The following is an 18,763-nucleotide window of genomic DNA, read 5'->3' on the forward strand; positions in this document are numbered from 1 at the left end:
GGGCGAGTGCTGCACACACCGTCGCCCGTCCGGCTCCTCCTCCTCATCGACTCTCGGCCGCTTCGGTGTGATGACGGATGACCTCCGCCACCACGAAGTTGAACCACTTCTCCGCGAACTCCGGATCGAGATGCGCCTCTTCGGCGAGAGCCCGCAGGCGCGCGACCTGCTGCTCTTCCCGACCAGGGTCGGACGCCGGCATCTCGTGCTCGGCCTTCAGATGCCCGACCTGCTGGGTGGCGCGAAAGCGCTCGGCCAGCATGAAGATCAGTGCGGCGTCGATGTTGTCGATGGTGGCGCGAAGCCGGAGCAGTTCGGCCTTCGGATCCTCGGCGGCGGTCATGCCCCTACTCTAGAGCCGCGTGACATCCTGGTTTCGATCCGTGGCACCGCTATCGTGAGCACATGAGCAACGAAGAGTCGCCGGAATCCGCGCCCCACGACGACGACGCATCCGCCGCAGCTCCCGCCGCATCCGCGACCGCCCGACGCACAGCTCGCCGGGCACCCGTGACCGCCACGACAGACGCTCCGCTCCCCGTCGTGATCGAGCCGATGACCCCGAGCCGGTCGTTCTGGACACGCATCGACCGCCCGTTCGTGTTCGGCTTCCTGGTGACGCTGGGAGGACTCGGGGCGATCGTGATCGGCCTCGCGCTGTCGAACCTGTCGACCGTGCTCATCTACATCGCTCTCGCACTGTTCGCTGCGCTCGGCCTCGATCCCGCCGTGCGGTTCCTGGAACGTCGCGGCCTCTCGCGCGTCATCTCGGTGGTCATCACGATCCTCGCGCTCCTCGTGGTGTTCGCCCTCGTGCTGTGGATGATCGTTCCCGTGGTGATCGACCAGATCGTGAGCTTCGTGCAGTCCGTTCCCGGCATGATCAGGGACTTCACCCGCAGCGACCTCTACGCGACCCTCGAAGCCCAGTTCGGCGAGCAGTTCCAGGAGCTCGTCTCCCAGGTGCAGTCGTTCCTCACCGACTTCGGCAACCTGGCCACGATCGGCGGCGGCGCTCTGGCTGTGGGCGCCTCGATCGCCACCAGCATCTCGGGCGCCATCGTGGTGCTCGTGCTCACGCTGTACTTCCTCGCATCTCTCCCTTCCATGAAGCAGGGGATGCTGCGTCTGGCTCCCGCCCGCGACCGCGCTCGCGCCGGAGACATCGTCGAGCAGATCACCGACTCGGTCGGCGGCTACGTGATGGGGATGGTGGTGCTCGCGTTCTGCAACGCGACGCTCGCCTTCCTGCTCTACTTCTTCCTCGGACTGCCGTTCCCCCCGCTGATGGCGGCGATCGCATTCTGCGTCACCCTGATCCCCCTGGTGGGCTCGGTGCTGTTCTGGATTCTGGGCACGTGCCTCGCGTTGTTCTCCAACCCGATCGCGGCGCTGATCTTCGCGGCCATCTACCTCGTCTACATGCAGATCGAGGCCTACGTGATCACGCCGCGCGTCATGAACCGCGCCGTCTCGGTCCCGGGGTCACTCGTCGTGATCGGTGCCCTCGCCGGCGGCACGCTGCTCGGCCTGCTCGGTGCTCTCGTGGCCGTGCCGGTCACCGCCTCGATCCTGATCATCATCAAGCAGGTGCTCGTCCCGAAGCAGGACGCCCGGCTCTAGCGTTCCTGAAATGACGAAGCGCCCGGACCCTCAGGGGCCCGGGCGCTTCTGTCATTCGACTCAGCTGAGGTCGTTGTCGGCCAGCCACTTCTTGGCGATGTCGCCCGCAGACTTCTGGTCGACCGTGCTCTGCACGTTCAGACCGACGAGCTCTTCGGCGGTGAGCTTCTTGCTGACCGCGTTGATGACGTCGGAGATCTTGTCGGCGACGTCGCTCGAGACGATCGGCACGACGTTCGAGGCCAGGATGATGTTCTCCGGGTCTTCGAGCGCGACGATGTCTTCGGTCTGGAACGCGGGGTCGGCCGAGTAGATGTCAGCGACCTGGATCTCGCCGGCGAGCAGCGACTCCAGCGTGGTCGGGCCGGTGGCCGAGAAGCCGAGGTCGACGCCGTAGACCTCCTTGGCCGCAGCCGGGCCGTACGGACGCTGCTCGAACTCCGGCGCGGCACCGATCGTGACCGGGGTGGTCACCTTCGAGAGGTCGCCGATCGAGGTGAGACCGTTCTCCTCGGCGAAGCTCTTCAGCACCGTGTAGGTGTCCTGGTCAGAGGCCTCGGCGTAGTCGAGAGCGGTCAGGCCGTCCGGCAGCGCTTCCTTCAGAGCGGCGTAGACGTCGTCAGAGCTGGTAGCCGTGGCGTCTTTGTCGAGGTACTCGAGCAGGTTGCCGGTGTACTCCGGGAACAGGTCGATCGCGCCGGACTCGACGTCGGGCATATAGGCATCTCGCTGTCCGATGTTGAACTGACGGTCGACCTTGATGTCGGCACCCTCGAGAGCCTGGGCGTAGATCTCGGCGATGATCTCGTTCGAGTAGTAGGCCTGCGAGCCGATGACGATCGTGTCGCCGTCGGAGCTCGAGCCCTCGCTCGGGGCATCGAGCGGGTTGCTGTTCGCGCAGCCGCCGAGGACGAGCACCGCGGCGAGCGCGGCACCACCGGCAAGGGCGAGTCGTGATTTACGTGCTGTGAACATGAGGACTTCCTCTTCTCTGGGACAACAGGGATGGTGCTGTGGAACTCTGTCGGGGCTGTGGATGTCAGGCTGTAGCGGGCGACGGAGACGAGGCTGCGGCTCGCGACCGGCGTGTGGTGGTCGGCGCTCGCACCCCGGCGGGGACGGCGGCGTGCTGGAGGAGGGCGAAGATCAGGTCGACAGCGAGGGCGAGGACGGCGACGAGGATCGCCCCACCGAGCACCTGATCGAACTTGCGCAGCGGAATGCCCTGGATGATCGGCCATCCGAGCCCGCCGAGATTCACATAGGCCGCGATCGTGACCGTGGCGATCACCTGCAGGAGCGCCGCCCGGATGCCGCCGACGAGCAGGGGCAGTCCGAGGGGAACCTCGACCTTCCAGAACACCTGCCACTCGGTCATACCCATCGAACGCGCGGAGTCGAGCACTCGACGGTCGATGGCCTCGAGCCCGGTGTAGGCGCCGGCGAGGAGGGAGGGGATCGCGAGGAGCACGAACGTGATGACGGCGGCCTCGGGAATGCGCAGGACGCCCAGGATCAGCACGAGCAGCACCATGAGACCGAACGACGGGATGGCGCGCGCTGCCCCGGAGACGGCGACCGCGATCTCGCGTCCCTTGCCGGTGTGGCCGATGAGCCAGCCCAGAGGAATCGCGATGACCCCGGCGATCAGCACCGAGATCAGCGTGTAGTACATGTGCTGGCCGAACAGGATGGGCAGCGAGTACGGCCCCTCCCACCGGTCGGGGGAGAAGAGCCAGGCGAAGGCCTCGGTGAACACGTTCATGCGGCGGCTCTCAGGGTGGCGGTCTGCCGTGCGGCGGACGGTGTCTTCGCTGCGCGCGTCCACGGCATCAGCGCCCGCCCGAGAAGCAGGAGCAGCAGGTCGATCACGAGAGCGATCACGACGACGGCGATCACTCCGGCGAAGACCTCGGCGAGGATGCGCCGCTGCAGTCCGTTGGTGAACAGATAGCCGAGGTTGGTCACACCGACGAGGATGCCGACCGTGGCGAGGGAGATCGTGCTGACGGCCGCGACGCGGAGACCGGCGAGCACGACGGGACCTGCGAGCGGAAAGTCGACGGTCCAGAACCGGCGGAAGCCACCGTAGCCCATCGCGGTGGCCGATTGCCGGATGGCGGGATCGACCGAGTCGAGGCCGTCGGACACGGCGCGCACGAGGATCGCGACCGCATAGATGGTGAGGCCGATGATGAGGTTGACCGGGCTGCGGGCCGGATACCCGGCGACGGAGGGGAGAAGAATCAGCAGTGCCAGCGAGGGGATCGTGTAGAGCAGCCCGGTGAGGACGATGACCGGCCCCTTCACGAGCTGATAGCGCCAGGCGACCCAGCCCAGCGGCACCGACAGCACGAAGCCGAGCACGATCGCGATCGCACTCTGCTGAAGGTGGATCCCGGTCAGCTCGAGGATGAGGCCGAGGTTGTCGACGATCCAGTTCACGGAGCGCCCTTCGTGACGCTCTCCTCGCTCAGGAGAGCATCGGTCACGGCATCCGGCACATCGACGATCGAGCCCTGGGTGCGGCCATCGGCGTCGACCACCACAGTGCCGCGCGGTGTCTGCTTGAGGTGCAGGGCGCGGCGACCCCGATCGGCGCCGATGAAGGCTGCGACGAAATCGTCTGCCGGATTCTCGATGATCTCGCTGGGGCTGCCCACCTGCACGATGCGCGCGCCCTTGTCGAGGATCACGACCTGGTCGCCGAGCAGGAACGCCTCGTCGATGTCGTGCGTGACGAACACGACGGTCTTGTCGAGTTCGCGCTGCAGCCGCAGGGTCTCCTGCTGCAGGTCGGCCCGCACGATGGGGTCGACCGCGCCGAACGGCTCGTCCATGAGCAGGATGTTCGGGTCGGCGGCGAGCCCGCGGGCGACACCGACGCGCTGCTGCTGCCCACCGGAGAGCTGGCTGGGGTAGCGGTCGGCGAGCGCCTGGTCGAGGCCCACCGTGTCGAGCAGCTCACGCGCCCGCTTGTGGGCAGCCGTCTTCTTCACGCCCGTCAGCCGCAGCACCGTGGCCACGTTGTCGATCACCGTGAAGTGCGGCATGAGGCCGGAGTTCTGCATGACGTAGCCGATGCGGCGGCGCAGAGCCACCGGATCGCCCTGGAGCACGCTCTCGCCGTCGATCTCGACCTCGCCGGAGGTGGGCTCGACCATGCGGTTGATCATGCGGAGCAGGGTGGTCTTGCCACAGCCGGACGAACCGACGAACACGGTGGTCTTGCGCGACGGCAGCACGAGGCTGAAGTCGTCGACGGCGAGGGCGCCACCGGGGAACCGTTTGGTGACGTTGCGGAACTCGATCATGGGCTGGTCTCCAGTCGGTCGATCGATGTGCGAGCGGACGAGTCTTGGCTCTTCAGATGGCTACGGGCCGACCTCGACGCGGGGATCGAACGCGACGTACCCGGAGAAGTCCTTGCCCACGCGATCGAACGCGGAGGGGTAGGGGTTCGGGTACGACCAGGCGTAGTCGGTGTAGAGCTCTCCGTCGGTCTGCACCGAGAAGTACTGCGCCGCGCCCTTCCACGGACAGGTGTACGGCGTGCGACTCTCGACGAGCGCCCCGGGTGTGATGGATGCGGGCGGGAAGTACCAGTTCCCTTCGATGCGGGCGAGATCGCTCTCGTCGGCCTCGGCGATGACGGTTCCTGCGAGTACAGCCTTCATGGTCCTGCCTCCTCGGATGTGAGTTCGAGCGTATAAGACGGCTGCGACATCGGGGATGAGGGTTGCGTCGCGGCCGTCAATATGAGAAACAATCCCGTTCCTGTTCGGCACGATCACGCGAACGGATTGCTCCCGATGTCGGGATCGACTCCCTCCACGGATCAGGCGGAGTCGCGGCCGTATCCCTCGAGCAGCCGCAGCCAGATCTCGCTGATCGTGGGGTACGACGGCACCGCGTGCCAGAGGCGGGCGATCGGGACCTCGCCGACGATCGCCACGGTGGCCGCATGCACGAGCTCCGCCACCTCGGGACCGACGAAGGTCGCACCGACCACGACGTCGCGCTCGGTGTCGATCACGAGTCGCGCGTGTCCTTCGAAGCCGTCTTCGTAGAGGCTCGCCCCGGCGACCCAGCCCAGGTCGTAGTCGACGGCCTTCACCGCGATACGGGCCTTGACCGCCTGGGCCTCGGTGAGCCCGACGGAGCCGACCTCGGGAATCGAGAACGTGACCTGCGGGACGGCAGCCTGGTCGGCGGTCGCGACGTGACGGCCCCACGGGGCATCGTCGACGTCTTCGCCCTGAGCGCGGGCCACGATCACGTCGCCCGCGGCGCGCGCCTGGTACTTGCCCTGATGGGTGAGGAGCACACGCCCGTTGACGTCGCCGACCGCGTAGAGCCAGTCCGATCCGGGAACGCGGAGCGTGTCATCCGTCTCGATCCAGCGGCCGGGTTCCAGCCCCACGACGTCGAGGCCGATGTCACCGCTGCGCGGCGAGCGACCGGTCGCGGCGAGCACCTCGGTCGCAGTGATCTCCTCGCCACCGTCGAGAGTGATGGTGACGCCGTCCGCGTCGCGGTGCACGGATGTCGTTCCCACACCGGTGCGCACATCCACGCCGAGTTCCTTGAGCCCCGCGGCGACGCGCTCGCCCGCGAAGGGTTCCATCCCGCCGAGCAGGCCGCTGCGGGCGATCACGGTGACCTTCGAGCCGAGTGCGGCGTAGGCGGTCGCCATCTCGACGGCCACGACGCCTCCGCCGATGATGGCCAGGCTCTCGGGCAGCTCTTCGGCGCTGGTGGCCTCGCGGCTGGTCCACGGGGTGGCCTCGCGCAGGCCTTCGATGGGCGGGATGACGGCATCCGATCCGGTGCTGATAGCCACCGCGTGCCGAGCTTTGAGCACACGCTCTGCGCCGTCGGCATCCGTCACCGTCACCTCGCGCTCGCCCGTGATGCGGCCGTGGCCGCGGGCCAGGTCGATGCCGGCCGAATCGAGCCACTTCACCTGGCCGTCATCCGACCAGTTGCTGGTGAACGAGTCCCGGCGGTCGAACACCGCGCGCACATCGAGCTTTCCGGTCACCGCCTGCGAAGACCCGCCCACGTGTTGCGCGGCCCTGAGCGCCTGCGCCGAACGCAGCAGCGCCTTCGACGGCATGCACGCCCAGTAGGAGCATTCGCCTCCGACGAGCTCGCTCTCCACGATGATCGCGGTGAGTCCGCCCTGTACGGCTCGGTCGGCGACGTTCTCGCCCACCGGCCCTCCGCCCAACACGATCAGGTCGTACTCGTCGGTCTTCTCCGCAGCGTTCATGCGTCGCACCTCTCCATGAGCCGGTTACGTGGCCCAGTCTCGCTCATGAGCAACGCCGAGTCACGGGTGAGTTGTTCCCTGCGGCGTGGCGCGGGGGAGGTGTGGAGACGCGGATCTAGGTGAAGTGCTGAACCATTCCTATCGTCGCGCCGGTCAGCATGAGCAGCCCGATGAGCACGCCGAATACGCCGACGACGCCCATCATGAACGGCTTCTGGCGGCCTGCGGATGCCTGAGCGATTCGCTCACCGAACATCGATCTCTGCGTTTTGAAGACGGCCTCATTGAGCGGGCGGCGATAGCGGATGATGAGTATCCCGAGAGCCACGGCGAATAGACCGACAATAAGGTTGGGCAGGACCGTTCCTGCCTGAATATCAGGCAAGCGAATTCCCACCGGCATATCTGCACCAGGCTAAGGAGGAGTCGCTGCCACGTCGCCCAGAAACAAGCGGCTCCTCGCTCATTGACCGCTACTCACCGCCTTCTTGGCAGCCGCTACGCGCTCGGCATAGTGCGAGTCGAAGACCATCGGCAAAAGTGATTCGAGTTTGGCTTCCAGGTCCCACAGCACTCTCCGCTGTGCGGGATCAGCGACAGCCGCTTCTGTCTCGTTTATTGCTCCGAGCCACTCGAATAGGACAAGCGCCTCTTCCTCGCTCAGAACCACGGTGACGTTGTTACCCACCACCCAACCTCCCAGTCGTCAGCAAGTTCTCGACTTGCGTTGAACTCAACTTCCACCCCGATAGGAAGTCATCTCCTTGGAGAATAACGTTGATGCCTGACTGCGGGTTGTAGTAGTGAGTCACGGAAGCACCGCGGTACTCCCCGGTGATGCTAATTGTGTTCGGTGATCGGACGTGCGCGACGATTGCAGATGCGAAGCTCTGCGCGTTGGTGGGGCTGTAGTTCCCAGCAACTCCAAAGTCATTCGCATGCTTGAACTTCTTTTGCGCCTGCACTGTTCTGACGGTCACCGACCGGTGGACAGTCATCGGGTTCTGGGCTTGCACGTTCGCCCGTGGCGCGACGACCGGAGTCATCCGCCGCCATGTGTAGATCCCCATCGGTGTGGTGTACCCGCGCATATTCGAAGGCATCCCCCGCGAAGTCACATAGTTGCCGCCCTGTGAACCGCCAGCCCAAGGGTTCCACCACTTCTTCCCGCTGAGGTCGTGTCCGTTGATGGGCTCGGTGGGCCAGGCGTAGTCGTTCGCTCCGCCCCCTTCGATGGGGTCGACCTGCAGGAACCTCCCGAGGGCGGGGACATACAACCGCACCCCCATCTCCACCACCAACGCCGACCCTGCCGACTCCGCCGGCTTCAACGCCCCCTGATGCCACAGCGTGTTCCCTGCCACCTGACCCGTGTCATCCGACGCCACCGTCCCGACCGCGAATGACACAGGGTCCACGGGCTGACCGAACGGATCCCACAACAACAACGCACTCGCCGTGGTGCCGGTGCGGGTCACCAAGCCGTGTCCACCCAAACCGGGGAACGACCACGTCACCACCCCGGCCTGGTTCGTCCACGACACCCCACCCGGCAACCCGACACTCCGGGTCAGCTCCGCACCCGACTTTTGACCCCACGCGGCATCACCACCCGCCGCATACAGATAGTTGGTGGTGGCCGCGGGGGCATCGCCGGTCGGGTCGATGGTGCGTGTGGCGATGCGTCCCGACGCATCCCGCACGATCCGCACCGCCGTGCCATCGTCATACGTCGTCCCGACATGCCGGTTCGCGGCGTCGTACGAGAACTGCATATCGCCCAGGCGAACCGTGTTCCCCCGCGCGTCATACACGATCTCCGACGCCGCCAGGCCATCGGCGACTGTCGTCGCACCCGGGATCGCTCCCGTCACCGATGACGACAACAACCTGTCCGCCCAGTCATAGCAATACGACGTCGACGTGGTCACCGGAGCCTGCCCCGGAGCCGTCCACACATCCGTCAGACCCGTCCGGTTCCCCGACATCCCCGCCGCCGCATTCGGACCACACCCACCCGACGACCCGAACCCATACGTGAACTCATGCCCCGGAATCACCGCCGACACCAAACGCCCAGCCGTGTCATACCCGTACGTCGACGAATACGACGTCGAGCCCATCGACGACTGCTGCTTCACCACACGACCCGACTGCGAACGCACCACAACATCCGACACGACCTGACCGCCGACCAGCCACTCCTGACCGACCACGCGCTCCGCCGCATCCCGACCCACACTGCTCAGCGCAGAACCATCCGGATACGTGATCTGCTTCAGCCGCTGCAGCGCGTCATACGTCACCGACGCGAGCTGCTGCCCATCGACCGCGACCGTCTTCACCTTGCCGTCCGCGTCATACGTGTACGCGGTCACCGACGCCGCACCACCGGCCGGAGTCGTCGAGATCTGCGTCACCCGACCGGAAGCCGGATCGTACGTGGGCGTAGTCACCGTGCCCCACACGTCCGTGTAGCTCACGGTGCGGCCGAGCAGGTCGCTGACCGTCGTGATCGTCGAGTCGTTCGGCGAACCCGCGACCGACACCCCGCCGGTGACAGACGTGTACCCACCGCCCGTGACCCGGGTCGTCTCGGTCGTCGAGCTGGAGATCGTCGCGACCCCCGACCCTCCGAAAATCTTCGACGACACCACCTTGCCGCGGGCGTCGTAACCCGTGCACGACCAGTCCGTGTCGCCGGTCGACTTCGTCGCGACAGCACGGCCCCACGCGTCATACGCGTACTCGGTCGTGATGGCCCCGCCCGAAGCCGGAGTCGGCCCCGTGGTCGACTTCGCCATGCCGTACTACTTCGTCCCCGAGGGGATGCCACACACCGCCGGCGCGTTCTCGAGGTCGCCGTAGTAGGTGCTCGTGGTCTTCGCCGTCGCCGGAGCACCGGCCACACCACCGGCCGGGAGCGTTCGCGTCAGACGCCGCAACCACCCCGCCGCACCGGGCTGCTCGAACGTCGTCGACGTCGTCAGCGCGAGGCCATCCGGGTCGACTGTTCCGGCCGTCGCCTGACCCAGCCACGGGTGCTGGTACGTCGTCGTGGACGGGCGGTCAGAACTCGAACGTGATACCTACACCGCCGCCACCGCGGCCTCCCGCACCCGCCGGTTGTCGGCGAAAGCACGAGGGTAGGCACGACGGAGCGCGACAACGACCAGCGTCGCTGCTGTCACCTTGATCAGATCCCCCGGGAGGAACGCCAGGCTCGACAGAGCCGTCGGCCCGAGCGGCACTGCCGTCACGAGGGCCTGCACGGGGATGCCGAACGCGTAGACCACGAACACTCCGCCGATGAGCGCGGCGCCAGCGGAACGCCACCACGTGAAGCGCCCGGTGCGCATGAGGAGGCCGATCACCACGACACCGGCGATCCAGCCGAGGAGGTACCCGGCGCTGGGGCCGACGAACACGCCGAGCCCTCCGCGGCCACCCGCGAGCACCGGAAGCCCCACCGCGGCGAGCGCCAGCACGAGCACGACGGCGAGCGGTGCGAGGCGCGGTCCCAGCACGAGACCGGCGAGCATGACCCCCAGAGTCTGCGCGGTGATCGGCACGCCGCTGGGCAGGGGCACGATCACGGTGCCGAGCACGACGATCAGTGCGGCGAAGACCGCGATGCGGCCGAGTGCGGCGCTGGTTTCGGTGGTGCGGGACGTGGTCATGTTTCCTCCTGAACACCGTTCACCTGAACGGTGTTCATTAGAATAGGGATGCCCTCGTCCCCACGCAAACCCGCCCCAGGAGTCCTCACGTCCCTCTCCCCGATGCTGCGTCGCATCGCCACCGAAGACCCCGACCGGCCGGCGATCGTCGGCCGCGACGCCCGCATGACCTATGGCGAGCTCCACGCCGATTCGCGCCGTACCTCCACGGCCCTGGCGCACGCCCTCGCGGATGCCTGCGCGACGGCGACTTCAGGAGCTCACCCACCGCTGCCGCCGGTCATCGCCATCTGCCTGTCCACCGCGTTCGACACCGCGCGCGCCGTCGTCGCGGTGGAGGCGGGCGCGCGCATCCTCACCGTCGTCGACGCGCACTGGCCCGTCGCACTCCAGATGCAGCTGATCGTCACGACCGGAGCGGCCGCCGTCATCACGGATGTTCCGACGATCCGGGCCGCTCTGCATTCGGCCGGATGGTCGGGACTCGTCGTCGGACTCGACGATCTCGCACGAACCCCCTCCCTCGCCTCGACCCACGCAGAAGCATCGGCCGACGATGCGCCGTTCCTGATGCTCACCTCTTCGGGGACGACGGGCCCACCGAAGGCCTTCCTCAAGACGCGCAGGCAGTACGCGGCGAACATCGACGTCTCCCGCGACCACCTGGGCGCGCAAGACGGGGTGGCGACCTTCGCCCCGGGCCCGATGTCGTACAGCCTGACCCTGTACACGCTGTTCGAGGTGCTCGCCACAGGCGGTCGGATGCACGTCGCGGACCGCCTCGACGAGCTCTGGCTCAGCTCGCGGGTGCACGACGAGCGCATCACACGCCTGGTCGCGGTTCCTGCGGCGGTGACGGCTCTCACCGACGCGGCGCGGCGCCACCCGGCGCGGTACGACGGCATCGATCTGATCGTCACCGGGGGTGCGGGGTTCCCGGCATCGGCGCGAGCGGCCGTCGCCGAAGCCCTCCCCCATACCCGGACGATCAGCTACTTCGGCACCGGCGAACTCGGCTTCATCGGTGACGACCGCGCCGGCCACGACAGCATCCGGCTCTACCCGCAGGTGGAGGCGCGGGTGCGCGGCGACGACGGCAGTGAGCTGGCACCGGGCGAGCTCGGCAGCCTCTGGGTGCGCTCCCCCTCATGCTCGGCCGCCTACCTGGCGGGCACGACCTCGACGCCGTTGACAGACGGCGACGGCTGGGCGAGCGTGCACGATCAGGGGCGGCTGCGCGGCCGGGACTTCACGTTCGTCGGCAGAGCAGGAGACGTCGTCACCACCGGCGGGCACACCGTCGCGCTCGACGAGGTGGAGCGCGCCTTCGACGGCATGCCGGGCCTCAGCGCGTGGTGCGCCATCGCCGAGAGCGACGATCGCCTGGGTCTGCGGATCGCGCTGGTGACCGAGGGCGATGCACCGCCGGCCGCAGAGCTGCGCCGATGGGCGCGCGAGCGTCTCGCTCCGGCCGCCCGGCCCCGTCGCTGGCACACGGTGACGGAGCTCCCCCGGACAGCGGGTGGGAAGATCCGCCGCGCCGCGGTCGCGGATCTCGTGGCAGTCGGGCGGGGACGATCGTGAGCGCCGGGCGCTCCGTGGTCGTCACCGGCGTCGGAGCGGTCACCCCCAGCGGCCTCACGGCACCGGAACTGTGGACGTCTGTGCGCGCGGGACGCAGCGGCATCACGCGGATCCCCCGGGAGATCGCCGGGTCAGGGCCGGTGCAGGTCGGCGGAGTGGTGCGTGGATTCACCGGCGCCTCCGACGTGTCGGCATCTCTCGCGCGTCGCCTCACGCCGATGCAGCAGTGGGCGATCGCCGCGGCCGATGAAGCACTCGCCGATGCGGACCTGGGCGCGCCATCGGGGATCGCGGACGTCGCGCAGGTGATCATCGCGACAGGGTCGGGCCCGGTGGATGCGACGGTGCAGGCGGCAGGCGCGCTGCGAGATCGCGGACCCCGCCGGGTACCGCCAGGGCTCACCGTCTACGGAACCGCGGACGCGATCGCGACAGTGCTCAGCAGACGATACGGATTCCTCGGCCAGACCCACGCGATCGCCGCGGCGTGCGCGAGTGGCGCGGTCGCGATCGGAGAAGGTCTCCGGAGGATCCGTCACGGCTACGCCGACGCAGTGCTGGTCGTCGGGATGGAGGATTGCCTCGGCCCGCTGCACCTGGCGTCGCACACCAACCTCCGCTCGCTCGCCACGGGCTTCGGCGACGACCCCTCGGCGGCCTCGCGCCCTTTCGACCGCGCACGTACGGGCTTCGTGATGGCACAGGGCGCATCCGCCGTGCTGCTGGAGGCCGCGGACCTCGCACGGGAGCGCGGCGCTCGACCCCTCGCGACCATCGCCGGGTTCGGTGCGACCAGCGACGCGCATCACGCCACGGCACCGGACCCGGACGCCGCCGGGGCGACCAGGGCGATCGATGCATGCCTCGCCGACGCCGACATCCGCGCCGCGCAGATCGACCATGTGAACACCCACGGCACGGGCACGGTTCTCGGCGACGAAGCCGAGCTCGTCGCGCTCGCACAGGCGCTGGGATCGGGAGCGCCATCCGTTCCACTCACCGCGACGAAGTCGACCACCGGGCATCTGCTCGGCGCAGCGGGCGTCACCGAAGCCGTCATCGCCGCGATGACTCTTCGCGATCAGGTGCTGCCTCCGACCATCAACCTGTCGCATCCGTGCGCGGACGGGTGGGATTTCGTCCGCGACCGGGAGCGACCGCATCCGGTCCGCACGGTGCTGTCGACCTCGTTCGGATTCGGAGGTCACAACGCGGCGCTGCTGCTCACGGCGTGCGAGTGAGCCCGACCGGCGCCCGTACCCGTGCCAGGTGTCGGGAGAGCGGACGGATGTCGGAGCAGGACGCGGCGTGTCGCCCGACATCCGCTCCCACTCCCGACAAGTGTCCCGGGCAGGCAAGGCCGACCCGGCCGCACGAGCCGCGGTCAGCGCACCGGCAGGAAGTGCGTGGGGGTCGGAACCTGCGCCTCGTGACGGATGCCGAGGGGCGCGCCCGTGCGCTCGTCGAGGTCGATCAGCGTGATCGTGTCGGAGCGCTGCCCCGCGACGAGCATCTTGCCCTCGTGGACGAGGTGGTGCCGCGGCCAGTCGACCCCCGCGTCGGCGAGCGCCACGGACTCCAGAGACTCGCCGCCGCCGCGCACCCGCAGCGCCGCGATCGTGTTGCTGCCGCGCAGGGCCGTGTACAGGAACTGTCCGTCGCGCGTGCGGGCGAGCTCGGCGGGGAAGTCCGTGCCCACCTCGGCGATCGGGCTCGTCAGCGTCACCGACACGACGCTCCAGGTGCCATCCGCCACCGGCGCGAGCGTGAACACTTCGCACGAGTACTCGGTGACCACGTGCAGGTGCCCGCTGGGGTGCAGCACCATGTGCCGCGGACCGGTGCCGAGCGGGAGCACCACCTCGTGGTCGAGGGTGAGCCCGCTGCCGCTCTGCCGCCAGAACCGCACGAGGTCGAACCCGAGGTCGGTGGTCGCGACACGGCCGTCGGGGAGGAACGTCGCCGCGTGCGCGTGCGAGACGCGGTCACCGCCGACCCCGTACGGATCGACCGCCGCGACGCCGTCTCCGGGAGGAGTCGCGACCGGAGCATCGGGGTCGGCGTCACCGAACAGGGCCGCGCGAAGCGCCGCCGCGGCATCCGGCTTCGGGGCGACGATGCGACCGTCCGCATCCAGATCGAACCGCACCACGCGGCCATCGCCGTAACAGCTGGCGATCAGGGCCGAACCGTTCGGGGCGACCGCGACATGACAGACGTACTGGCCGACCGCGGCGGGCGGCCCCAGAGGCGTGAGAGCGGCTTCGCCCGCGCGGAAGAACGCCTGCACCGCGGAGTCACCTTCGAGTGCCGCATAGACGACGTCGAGGGTCGGGTGCTGCGCGAGCCACGAGGGCGAGGGCGTCTCGACCACGGCGCCGCGGTAGGCGAGAGTGGAAGCCTCGCGCCCTTCATCCCCCGCGAGCAGGCCGATTCCCTCGGCCGAGCCGTCCATCGCGGCCCCGTAGCCGCCCAGCCAGAAGCGCGTCACGACGCGGGTCAGTCGAGCAGGTCGTGACGGACGACGACCTGATCGCGCTCGGGCCCGACGCCGATCACCGAGATGCGTGTGTTGCTCATCTTCTCGAGCGCCAGCACGTAGTCCTGTGCGTTCTGCGGCAGGTCCTCGAAGGTGCGCGCGACGGAGATGTCTTCACTCCAACCAGGGAAGTACTCCAGGATCGGCTTCGCGTGGTGGAAGTCGGTCTGGTTGACCGGCACCTCGTCGAACCGCTCGCCGTCGACGTCGTAGGCGACGCACACCGGGATCTGCTCGAGGCCCGTGAGGATGTCGAGCTTGGTGAGCACCAGGTCGGTGATGCCGTTGATGCGCGTGGCGTAGCGCGTGATGGGCGCGTCGTACCAGCCCACACGGCGCGGACGACCGGTGGTGGTGCCGAACTCGAAGCCCTGCTTGCGCAGCCACTCGCCCTGCTCGTCGAAGAGCTCGGTCGGGAACGGACCGGAGCCGACGCGGGTCGTGTACGCCTTGACGATGCCGACGATGCGGTCGAGCGCACCGGGGCCCACGCCCGCGCCCGTCGCTGCGCCGCCGGCGGTTGCCGACGAAGAGGTGACGAACGGGTAGGTGCCGTGGTCGATGTCGAGCATCGTGGCCTGGCCGCCCTCGAACACGACGACCTCGCCGCGGTCCAGAGCCTGCGCGATCAGGTAGCCGGTGTCGGCGACCATCGGCCGCAGCCGCTCGGCGTACGAGAGCAGGTCTTCGACGACCTCGTCGGCGGTGATCGCACGACGGTTGAAGATCTTCACCAGCAGGTGGTTCTTCTGATCGAGGGCACCCTCGACCTTCTGGCGCAGGATGTTCTCGTCGAACAGGTCCTGCACGCGGATGCCCACGCGGTTGATCTTGTCGGCGTATGCCGGGCCGATGCCGCGACCGGTCGTGCCGATCATGCGCTTGCCGAGAAAGCGCTCGGTGACCTTGTCGAGCGTGCGGTGGTACTGCGTGATGATGTGCGCGTTGGCACTGACCTTGAGGCGCGAGACGTCGATGCCGCGGGCGGCGAGCGCCTCCAGCTCGAAGAAGAGCACCTCGAGGTCGACCACGACCCCGTTGCCGATCACGGGCGTCACGCCCGGAGACAGGATGCCGGAGGGCAGCAGGTGCAGCGCGTACTTCTCGTCGCCGACGACGACGGTGTGCCCGGCGTTGTTGCCGCCGTTGAACTTCACCACCCAGTCGGTGCGCTCACCGAGAAGATCGGTGGCCTTGCCCTTTCCTTCGTCGCCCCACTGCACGCCGACGATAACGATTCCTGGCATGGGTAACCCCCTGGCTTTCGCCGGGTTTGCACCGGCCGATGAGCTGGCCCTCTTCGGGCGGTCCCATCCTATCGGGAGGGCTTCGGTGCGCCCTTTCGGGGACGCTCAGTGTGGCTGTGCCGGGGTAGATCCAGAACGCCCCGGTCGTCTGGCGCGCGAGGATGTCGGCGATGCCGTCGCCGGTGTAGTCGAGGCCACCGGTGATCACGGTCATGATGTTCCGGCCGTTGCCGACCTGCGTGGGTGTCTCGAGGTTGACACCATGCCGAGGAACCGCCACAGCAGGCGTTGGAGTCACGAGCGACGAGGTCACCCTTTCCGTCGCCGTGAAGCTGAGCCGCTATGTTTGTGGCGACCGGTGCGTGCGCAACACATGAACGAGAGCCTGCCGCATCTGGTCAGCCTCGCTCGGCTCCATCCCGACCAACGATGAGAACTCCCAATCGTCAATGGCCAGGCGCGATTGCACGATGGCGTTCGCGAGGACAGCAATCTCATCTAAGGTAACGACGAATGCCCCAACGGCATCTGGGGAAACTTCGTCGATTCGAAGATCGGGAAGTGTCAAGAACTGCATGTTTCGTCCCATCAGTTGATGTCGTTGAGAAAAGTAGTCGTACTCATCCTCAGGCCGGAACGCCGTACCTGAATCGCCGCACCTCGGATCGATTTCGGATTGCCCGAAATGCGCATACGCCGCATCGTTCAGCTCCACGGTCGCCCCAGAAAGGGCAGTTTGCCAGCCCTCCGGAACATCTTCTCCTTCGATGTCAAACGGTCCGTCGAGGGTGAGGCAGTGGCGCTCCGAGTTGGCGTGGCGCACAGCCACAATGCTCGTTCCCTCTGCATCCCAGTCGGCGACGAGGCCGCGCCCACCGACACGATGACTTCCGCGATCTGATCCGATGAGAGCGAGTGCTCGCCATACACCTCAAGGTCAAACGACACGAAGACCTCCATTCATCGATGGCCGCGCAGGGGAATGTCGGTCCGCGCCTCGGCGGCAGCGCGCGCGAATCGGTCGATGCCTTCCGGGTGCTCATCACTGACGTTCAGCAGCACGTGGAAGGGAATGGGCGGGCGCGCAAACATCTCGGGGCTGTCCACCGCTTCGGACCAGGATTCTCCGGCGGAATGAAGTGTGCGCAAGAACGCTTGGAGATCGAGGGGATCGTCGACGAGCACCTCCTCGGCGCGCTCGACGACGAGCACATAGGTCTTGGCCGGCAGCCACTCGTCCAGAGATCGGAGGCAGTCGCTCAGCGCCGACCAGTTCTCCCCGAACTCTTCGAAGAACTGGAGCGCGGCCCCGAACTCGTTCATCAGTCCTTCGTACGAACGCATCTTCCACCCGCGGAGCGTCCGCACGCACACGTCATCCAGCTCGGCCGTCTTATAGAAGGACGACGGAATCCACTTCTCGCGCCCCTGCTCGCCGTGCCCGACGTACACCCACGGACCTTCCGTCGTCCAGAGGAAGCCCCTCGCGGTCGACGTCGGGCCGGCCTCTCCCCCTTCGAGCGTCATCGACGCCCCTCGGCGGCTCGGTTCCGTGCGTTGGCCTCGATCTCTCGCACCCGCGCGTAGTGCGCCTCGATGCGCAGGGCTTGCGGTGATTCGGGGACGGGATACCTCAGAGACGCCGGCATGACCGCGGCCGCCTGGGCGCACCGCCCGTCGCCCGCGGGATCGAGCACCCCTCGGAAGCCGGCGGGGATCCACGGATCGCCGCTCAGCCGAAGGAGCTCATCCGCCCCGGCCGGGTGCTCCGTCCAGCGGTGCAGTGTCCCCTGGCCGTTCGCCTTCGTGCGGATCGGATCGAGATGCGGAGCGACCATCTCGGCGTACTCCGGCTCGAACCAGGTCAGCCATTGCGGCGCAGTCGGCAATCCGCTCCACGGGTCTTTGAGCTTGACGTCCATGAGCGGGTGAGCCGTTCCGTACCGACTCGTGTTGACCTCGGCGAACGCGAAGAAGGAGCCGGTCCGTTCGGCAAGCGCGACGAAGAACGGTTCGATGGCGTCCAGGGCTTTGACCTTCTCGAGCCGATCGAGCTCGAACTTCAGTCGGATCGATTGAGTTCGGCGCTCCAGGTCGTTCGTCCAGCCGTCGATGGTCCCGTGCTCGATCGGCTTGCCCGCCAGAATGAGATCGCTGAGGTAGCAGTCCTCGCGGTACATCGCGTCGAACTGCGCATCATCGTCGCGGGGGAACCGTCCCTGGAAGGGCTCGTGGGTGCCGAATCGCGGAGGCACCCCGGGCTTGAAGAACTCGCGAGCGGTGCGGAGATAGATCTCGGCGAGGTCCTTGTCGTTCGCGTCGTCGAGCAGGCGGTACCAGCGCAGATGCAGGAAACGCGGTCGCGGGGGTTCCGGATCAGGTGCGGGCTCGGGGTCCGGCTCACGCTCAGGAGGCTCGTAGGTCTGCGGGTCGATCACCGTGCCGCCGATGCGCTCCGCCAACCGTGCCGCGAATGCCGTCGCCACCGACAGCTTCGCCTCATCGACGCTGAACGAGAACCCTCCGGCGCCCGACTGCACGTCGTACGACACGTGGATGCTGTACAGCACCGTCGCATCCGCGACCTCGGTCCACTCCTCCGGAATATCCTCGGACTCCACGAGATCAGGACCGTCGAGCTCGAACGCCATCTCACGCGTGCGCTTGTGCACGATCGACGAGATCGTCTGCGATCTCCGATCGACCGCGGCCTTCAGCCCCCGCACCGACGAGACCACCTTCGCCAGCTCCTTCGTCGTCAGCGCGACCTTTCCGTACACCTCGAGGTCATATGACATCAACCGCTCCCCTCCGA

Annotated in this window: 20 protein-coding genes; 4 read left to right on the plus strand and 16 right to left on the minus strand. The window is 67.6% G+C overall.

Annotated elements, in window-relative coordinates; translation table 11 throughout:
* Positions 1–43: 43 nt before the first annotated feature.
* Positions 44–343 (minus strand): chorismate mutase, encoded by a 300-nt coding sequence (locus F6W70_RS16310; RefSeq protein WP_055871763.1) that lies wholly within the window; start codon positions 341–343, stop codon positions 44–46.
* Positions 344–405: 62 nt separating this feature from the next.
* Between F6W70_RS16310 and F6W70_RS16315 the strand changes: the two genes are divergently transcribed.
* A complete protein-coding gene (locus F6W70_RS16315) occupies positions 406–1,623 on the plus strand; it encodes an AI-2E family transporter (protein ID WP_017830022.1) in 1,218 nt (405 codons plus the stop codon).
* Positions 1,624–1,683: 60 nt separating this feature from the next.
* Here F6W70_RS16315 and F6W70_RS16320 read toward each other — a convergent pair whose 3' ends face one another.
* From F6W70_RS16320 to F6W70_RS16360, 9 genes are all read right to left on the minus strand, one after another.
* Positions 1,684–2,598 carry an ABC transporter substrate-binding protein gene (locus F6W70_RS16320; RefSeq protein ID WP_151487350.1) on the minus strand — a complete coding sequence of 305 codons (915 nt, stop codon included), beginning with the start codon at positions 2,596–2,598 and terminating at the stop codon, positions 1,684–1,686.
* A gap of 64 nt (positions 2,599–2,662) precedes the next feature.
* Complete coding sequence (locus F6W70_RS16325; protein WP_151487351.1) at positions 2,663–3,388, minus strand: ABC transporter permease; 726 nt, start codon at positions 3,386–3,388, stop codon at positions 2,663–2,665.
* Positions 3,385–4,068, minus strand: a complete 684-nt coding sequence (locus F6W70_RS16330) for an ABC transporter permease (RefSeq protein WP_017830019.1) — start codon at positions 4,066–4,068, stop codon at positions 3,385–3,387. Before F6W70_RS16330 ends, F6W70_RS16325 begins: the two co-directional genes overlap by 4 nt.
* Complete coding sequence (locus F6W70_RS16335) at positions 4,065–4,937, minus strand: ABC transporter ATP-binding protein (RefSeq protein WP_151487352.1); 873 nt, start codon at positions 4,935–4,937, stop codon at positions 4,065–4,067. Before F6W70_RS16335 ends, F6W70_RS16330 begins: the two co-directional genes overlap by 4 nt.
* A gap of 60 nt (positions 4,938–4,997) precedes the next feature.
* Positions 4,998–5,300 carry a DUF427 domain-containing protein gene (locus tag F6W70_RS16340; protein ID WP_151487353.1) on the minus strand — a complete coding sequence of 101 codons (303 nt, stop codon included), beginning with the start codon at positions 5,298–5,300 and terminating at the stop codon, positions 4,998–5,000.
* A gap of 161 nt (positions 5,301–5,461) precedes the next feature.
* The gene (locus tag F6W70_RS16345) at positions 5,462–6,898 is read right to left on the minus strand and encodes a dihydrolipoyl dehydrogenase family protein (protein ID WP_151487354.1); all 1,437 of its coding nucleotides are present in this window, start codon (positions 6,896–6,898) and stop codon (positions 5,462–5,464) included.
* A 115-nt stretch (positions 6,899–7,013) separates the two neighbouring features.
* A complete protein-coding gene (locus F6W70_RS16350; RefSeq protein WP_151487355.1) occupies positions 7,014–7,301 on the minus strand; it encodes a hypothetical protein in 288 nt (95 codons plus the stop codon).
* Between the two features lie 60 nt (positions 7,302–7,361).
* Positions 7,362–7,586, minus strand: a complete 225-nt coding sequence (locus F6W70_RS16355; protein WP_144052991.1) for a hypothetical protein — start codon at positions 7,584–7,586, stop codon at positions 7,362–7,364.
* The gene (locus F6W70_RS16360) at positions 7,579–9,447 is read right to left on the minus strand and encodes a colicin D domain-containing protein (protein ID WP_170287946.1); all 1,869 of its coding nucleotides are present in this window, start codon (positions 9,445–9,447) and stop codon (positions 7,579–7,581) included. Before F6W70_RS16360 ends, F6W70_RS16355 begins: the two co-directional genes overlap by 8 nt.
* Positions 9,448–9,577: 130 nt before the next feature.
* On the opposite strand from F6W70_RS16360, the gene F6W70_RS17880 reads away from it, so the two are divergent.
* Positions 9,578–9,766 carry a hypothetical protein gene (locus tag F6W70_RS17880; RefSeq protein ID WP_170287947.1) on the plus strand — a complete coding sequence of 63 codons (189 nt, stop codon included), beginning with the start codon at positions 9,578–9,580 and terminating at the stop codon, positions 9,764–9,766.
* 221 nt (positions 9,767–9,987) lie between these two features.
* Here F6W70_RS17880 and F6W70_RS16365 read toward each other — a convergent pair whose 3' ends face one another.
* The gene (locus F6W70_RS16365; RefSeq protein ID WP_055875632.1) at positions 9,988–10,578 is read right to left on the minus strand and encodes a biotin transporter BioY; all 591 of its coding nucleotides are present in this window, start codon (positions 10,576–10,578) and stop codon (positions 9,988–9,990) included.
* Between the two features lie 48 nt (positions 10,579–10,626).
* Here F6W70_RS16365 and F6W70_RS16370 point away from each other — a divergent pair, with 48 nt between their 5' ends.
* Both F6W70_RS16370 and F6W70_RS16375 read left to right on the plus strand, forming a co-directional pair.
* The gene (locus F6W70_RS16370) at positions 10,627–12,162 is read left to right on the plus strand and encodes a class I adenylate-forming enzyme family protein (protein WP_318278931.1); all 1,536 of its coding nucleotides are present in this window, start codon (positions 10,627–10,629) and stop codon (positions 12,160–12,162) included.
* A complete protein-coding gene (locus F6W70_RS16375) occupies positions 12,159–13,403 on the plus strand; it encodes a beta-ketoacyl-[acyl-carrier-protein] synthase family protein (RefSeq protein ID WP_151487357.1) in 1,245 nt (414 codons plus the stop codon). The genes F6W70_RS16370 and F6W70_RS16375 overlap by 4 nt, the downstream gene beginning before the upstream one ends.
* A 143-nt stretch (positions 13,404–13,546) precedes the next feature.
* On the opposite strand, the gene F6W70_RS16380 is transcribed toward F6W70_RS16375, so the two are convergent.
* The 5 genes from F6W70_RS16380 to F6W70_RS16400 form a co-directional block, all read right to left on the minus strand.
* On the minus strand, positions 13,547–14,653 hold the full coding sequence (locus F6W70_RS16380) for a lactonase family protein (protein ID WP_151487358.1): 1,107 nt from the start codon (positions 14,651–14,653) through the stop codon (positions 13,547–13,549).
* 8 nt (positions 14,654–14,661) lie between these two features.
* Positions 14,662–15,948 carry an adenylosuccinate synthase gene (locus tag F6W70_RS16385; RefSeq protein ID WP_031205880.1) on the minus strand — a complete coding sequence of 429 codons (1,287 nt, stop codon included), beginning with the start codon at positions 15,946–15,948 and terminating at the stop codon, positions 14,662–14,664.
* Between the two features lie 340 nt (positions 15,949–16,288).
* Positions 16,289–16,771, minus strand: coding sequence for a hypothetical protein (locus F6W70_RS16390; protein ID WP_151487359.1), 483 nt, complete (start codon positions 16,769–16,771; stop codon positions 16,289–16,291).
* A gap of 137 nt (positions 16,772–16,908) precedes the next feature.
* The gene (locus tag F6W70_RS18010) at positions 16,909–17,475 is read right to left on the minus strand and encodes a barstar family protein (protein WP_151487360.1); all 567 of its coding nucleotides are present in this window, start codon (positions 17,473–17,475) and stop codon (positions 16,909–16,911) included.
* A complete protein-coding gene (locus tag F6W70_RS16400) occupies positions 17,472–18,746 on the minus strand; it encodes a hypothetical protein (RefSeq protein WP_151487361.1) in 1,275 nt (424 codons plus the stop codon). The genes F6W70_RS18010 and F6W70_RS16400 overlap by 4 nt, the downstream gene beginning before the upstream one ends.
* Positions 18,747–18,763: the final 17 nt, after the last annotated feature.

It is taken from the genome of Microbacterium maritypicum, assembly GCF_008868125.1.
GTDB lineage: Bacteria > Actinomycetota > Actinomycetes > Actinomycetales > Microbacteriaceae > Microbacterium > Microbacterium maritypicum.

Coding starts and splice junctions, on each gene's coding strand:
- F6W70_RS16310 (WP_055871763.1), bottom strand. CDS start 343: ATGACCGCCGCCGAGGATCCGAAGGCCGAACTGCTCCGGCTTCGCGCC.
- F6W70_RS16315 (WP_017830022.1), top strand. CDS start 406: ATGAGCAACGAAGAGTCGCCGGAATCCGCGCCCCACGACGACGACGCA.
- F6W70_RS16320 (WP_151487350.1), bottom strand. CDS start 2,598: ATGTTCACAGCACGTAAATCACGACTCGCCCTTGCCGGTGGTGCCGCG.
- F6W70_RS16325 (WP_151487351.1), bottom strand. CDS start 3,388: ATGAACGTGTTCACCGAGGCCTTCGCCTGGCTCTTCTCCCCCGACCGG.
- F6W70_RS16335 (WP_151487352.1), bottom strand. CDS start 4,937: ATGATCGAGTTCCGCAACGTCACCAAACGGTTCCCCGGTGGCGCCCTC.
- F6W70_RS16340 (WP_151487353.1), bottom strand. CDS start 5,300: ATGAAGGCTGTACTCGCAGGAACCGTCATCGCCGAGGCCGACGAGAGC.
- F6W70_RS16345 (WP_151487354.1), bottom strand. CDS start 6,898: ATGAACGCTGCGGAGAAGACCGACGAGTACGACCTGATCGTGTTGGGC.
- F6W70_RS16350 (WP_151487355.1), bottom strand. CDS start 7,301: ATGCCGGTGGGAATTCGCTTGCCTGATATTCAGGCAGGAACGGTCCTG.
- F6W70_RS16365 (WP_055875632.1), bottom strand. CDS start 10,578: ATGACCACGTCCCGCACCACCGAAACCAGCGCCGCACTCGGCCGCATC.
- F6W70_RS16370 (WP_318278931.1), top strand. CDS start 10,627: ATGCCCTCGTCCCCACGCAAACCCGCCCCAGGAGTCCTCACGTCCCTC.
- F6W70_RS16385 (WP_031205880.1), bottom strand. CDS start 15,948: ATGCCAGGAATCGTTATCGTCGGCGTGCAGTGGGGCGACGAAGGAAAG.
- F6W70_RS18010 (WP_151487360.1), bottom strand. CDS start 17,475: ATGACGCTCGAAGGGGGAGAGGCCGGCCCGACGTCGACCGCGAGGGGC.
- F6W70_RS16400 (WP_151487361.1), bottom strand. CDS start 18,746: ATGTCATATGACCTCGAGGTGTACGGAAAGGTCGCGCTGACGACGAAG.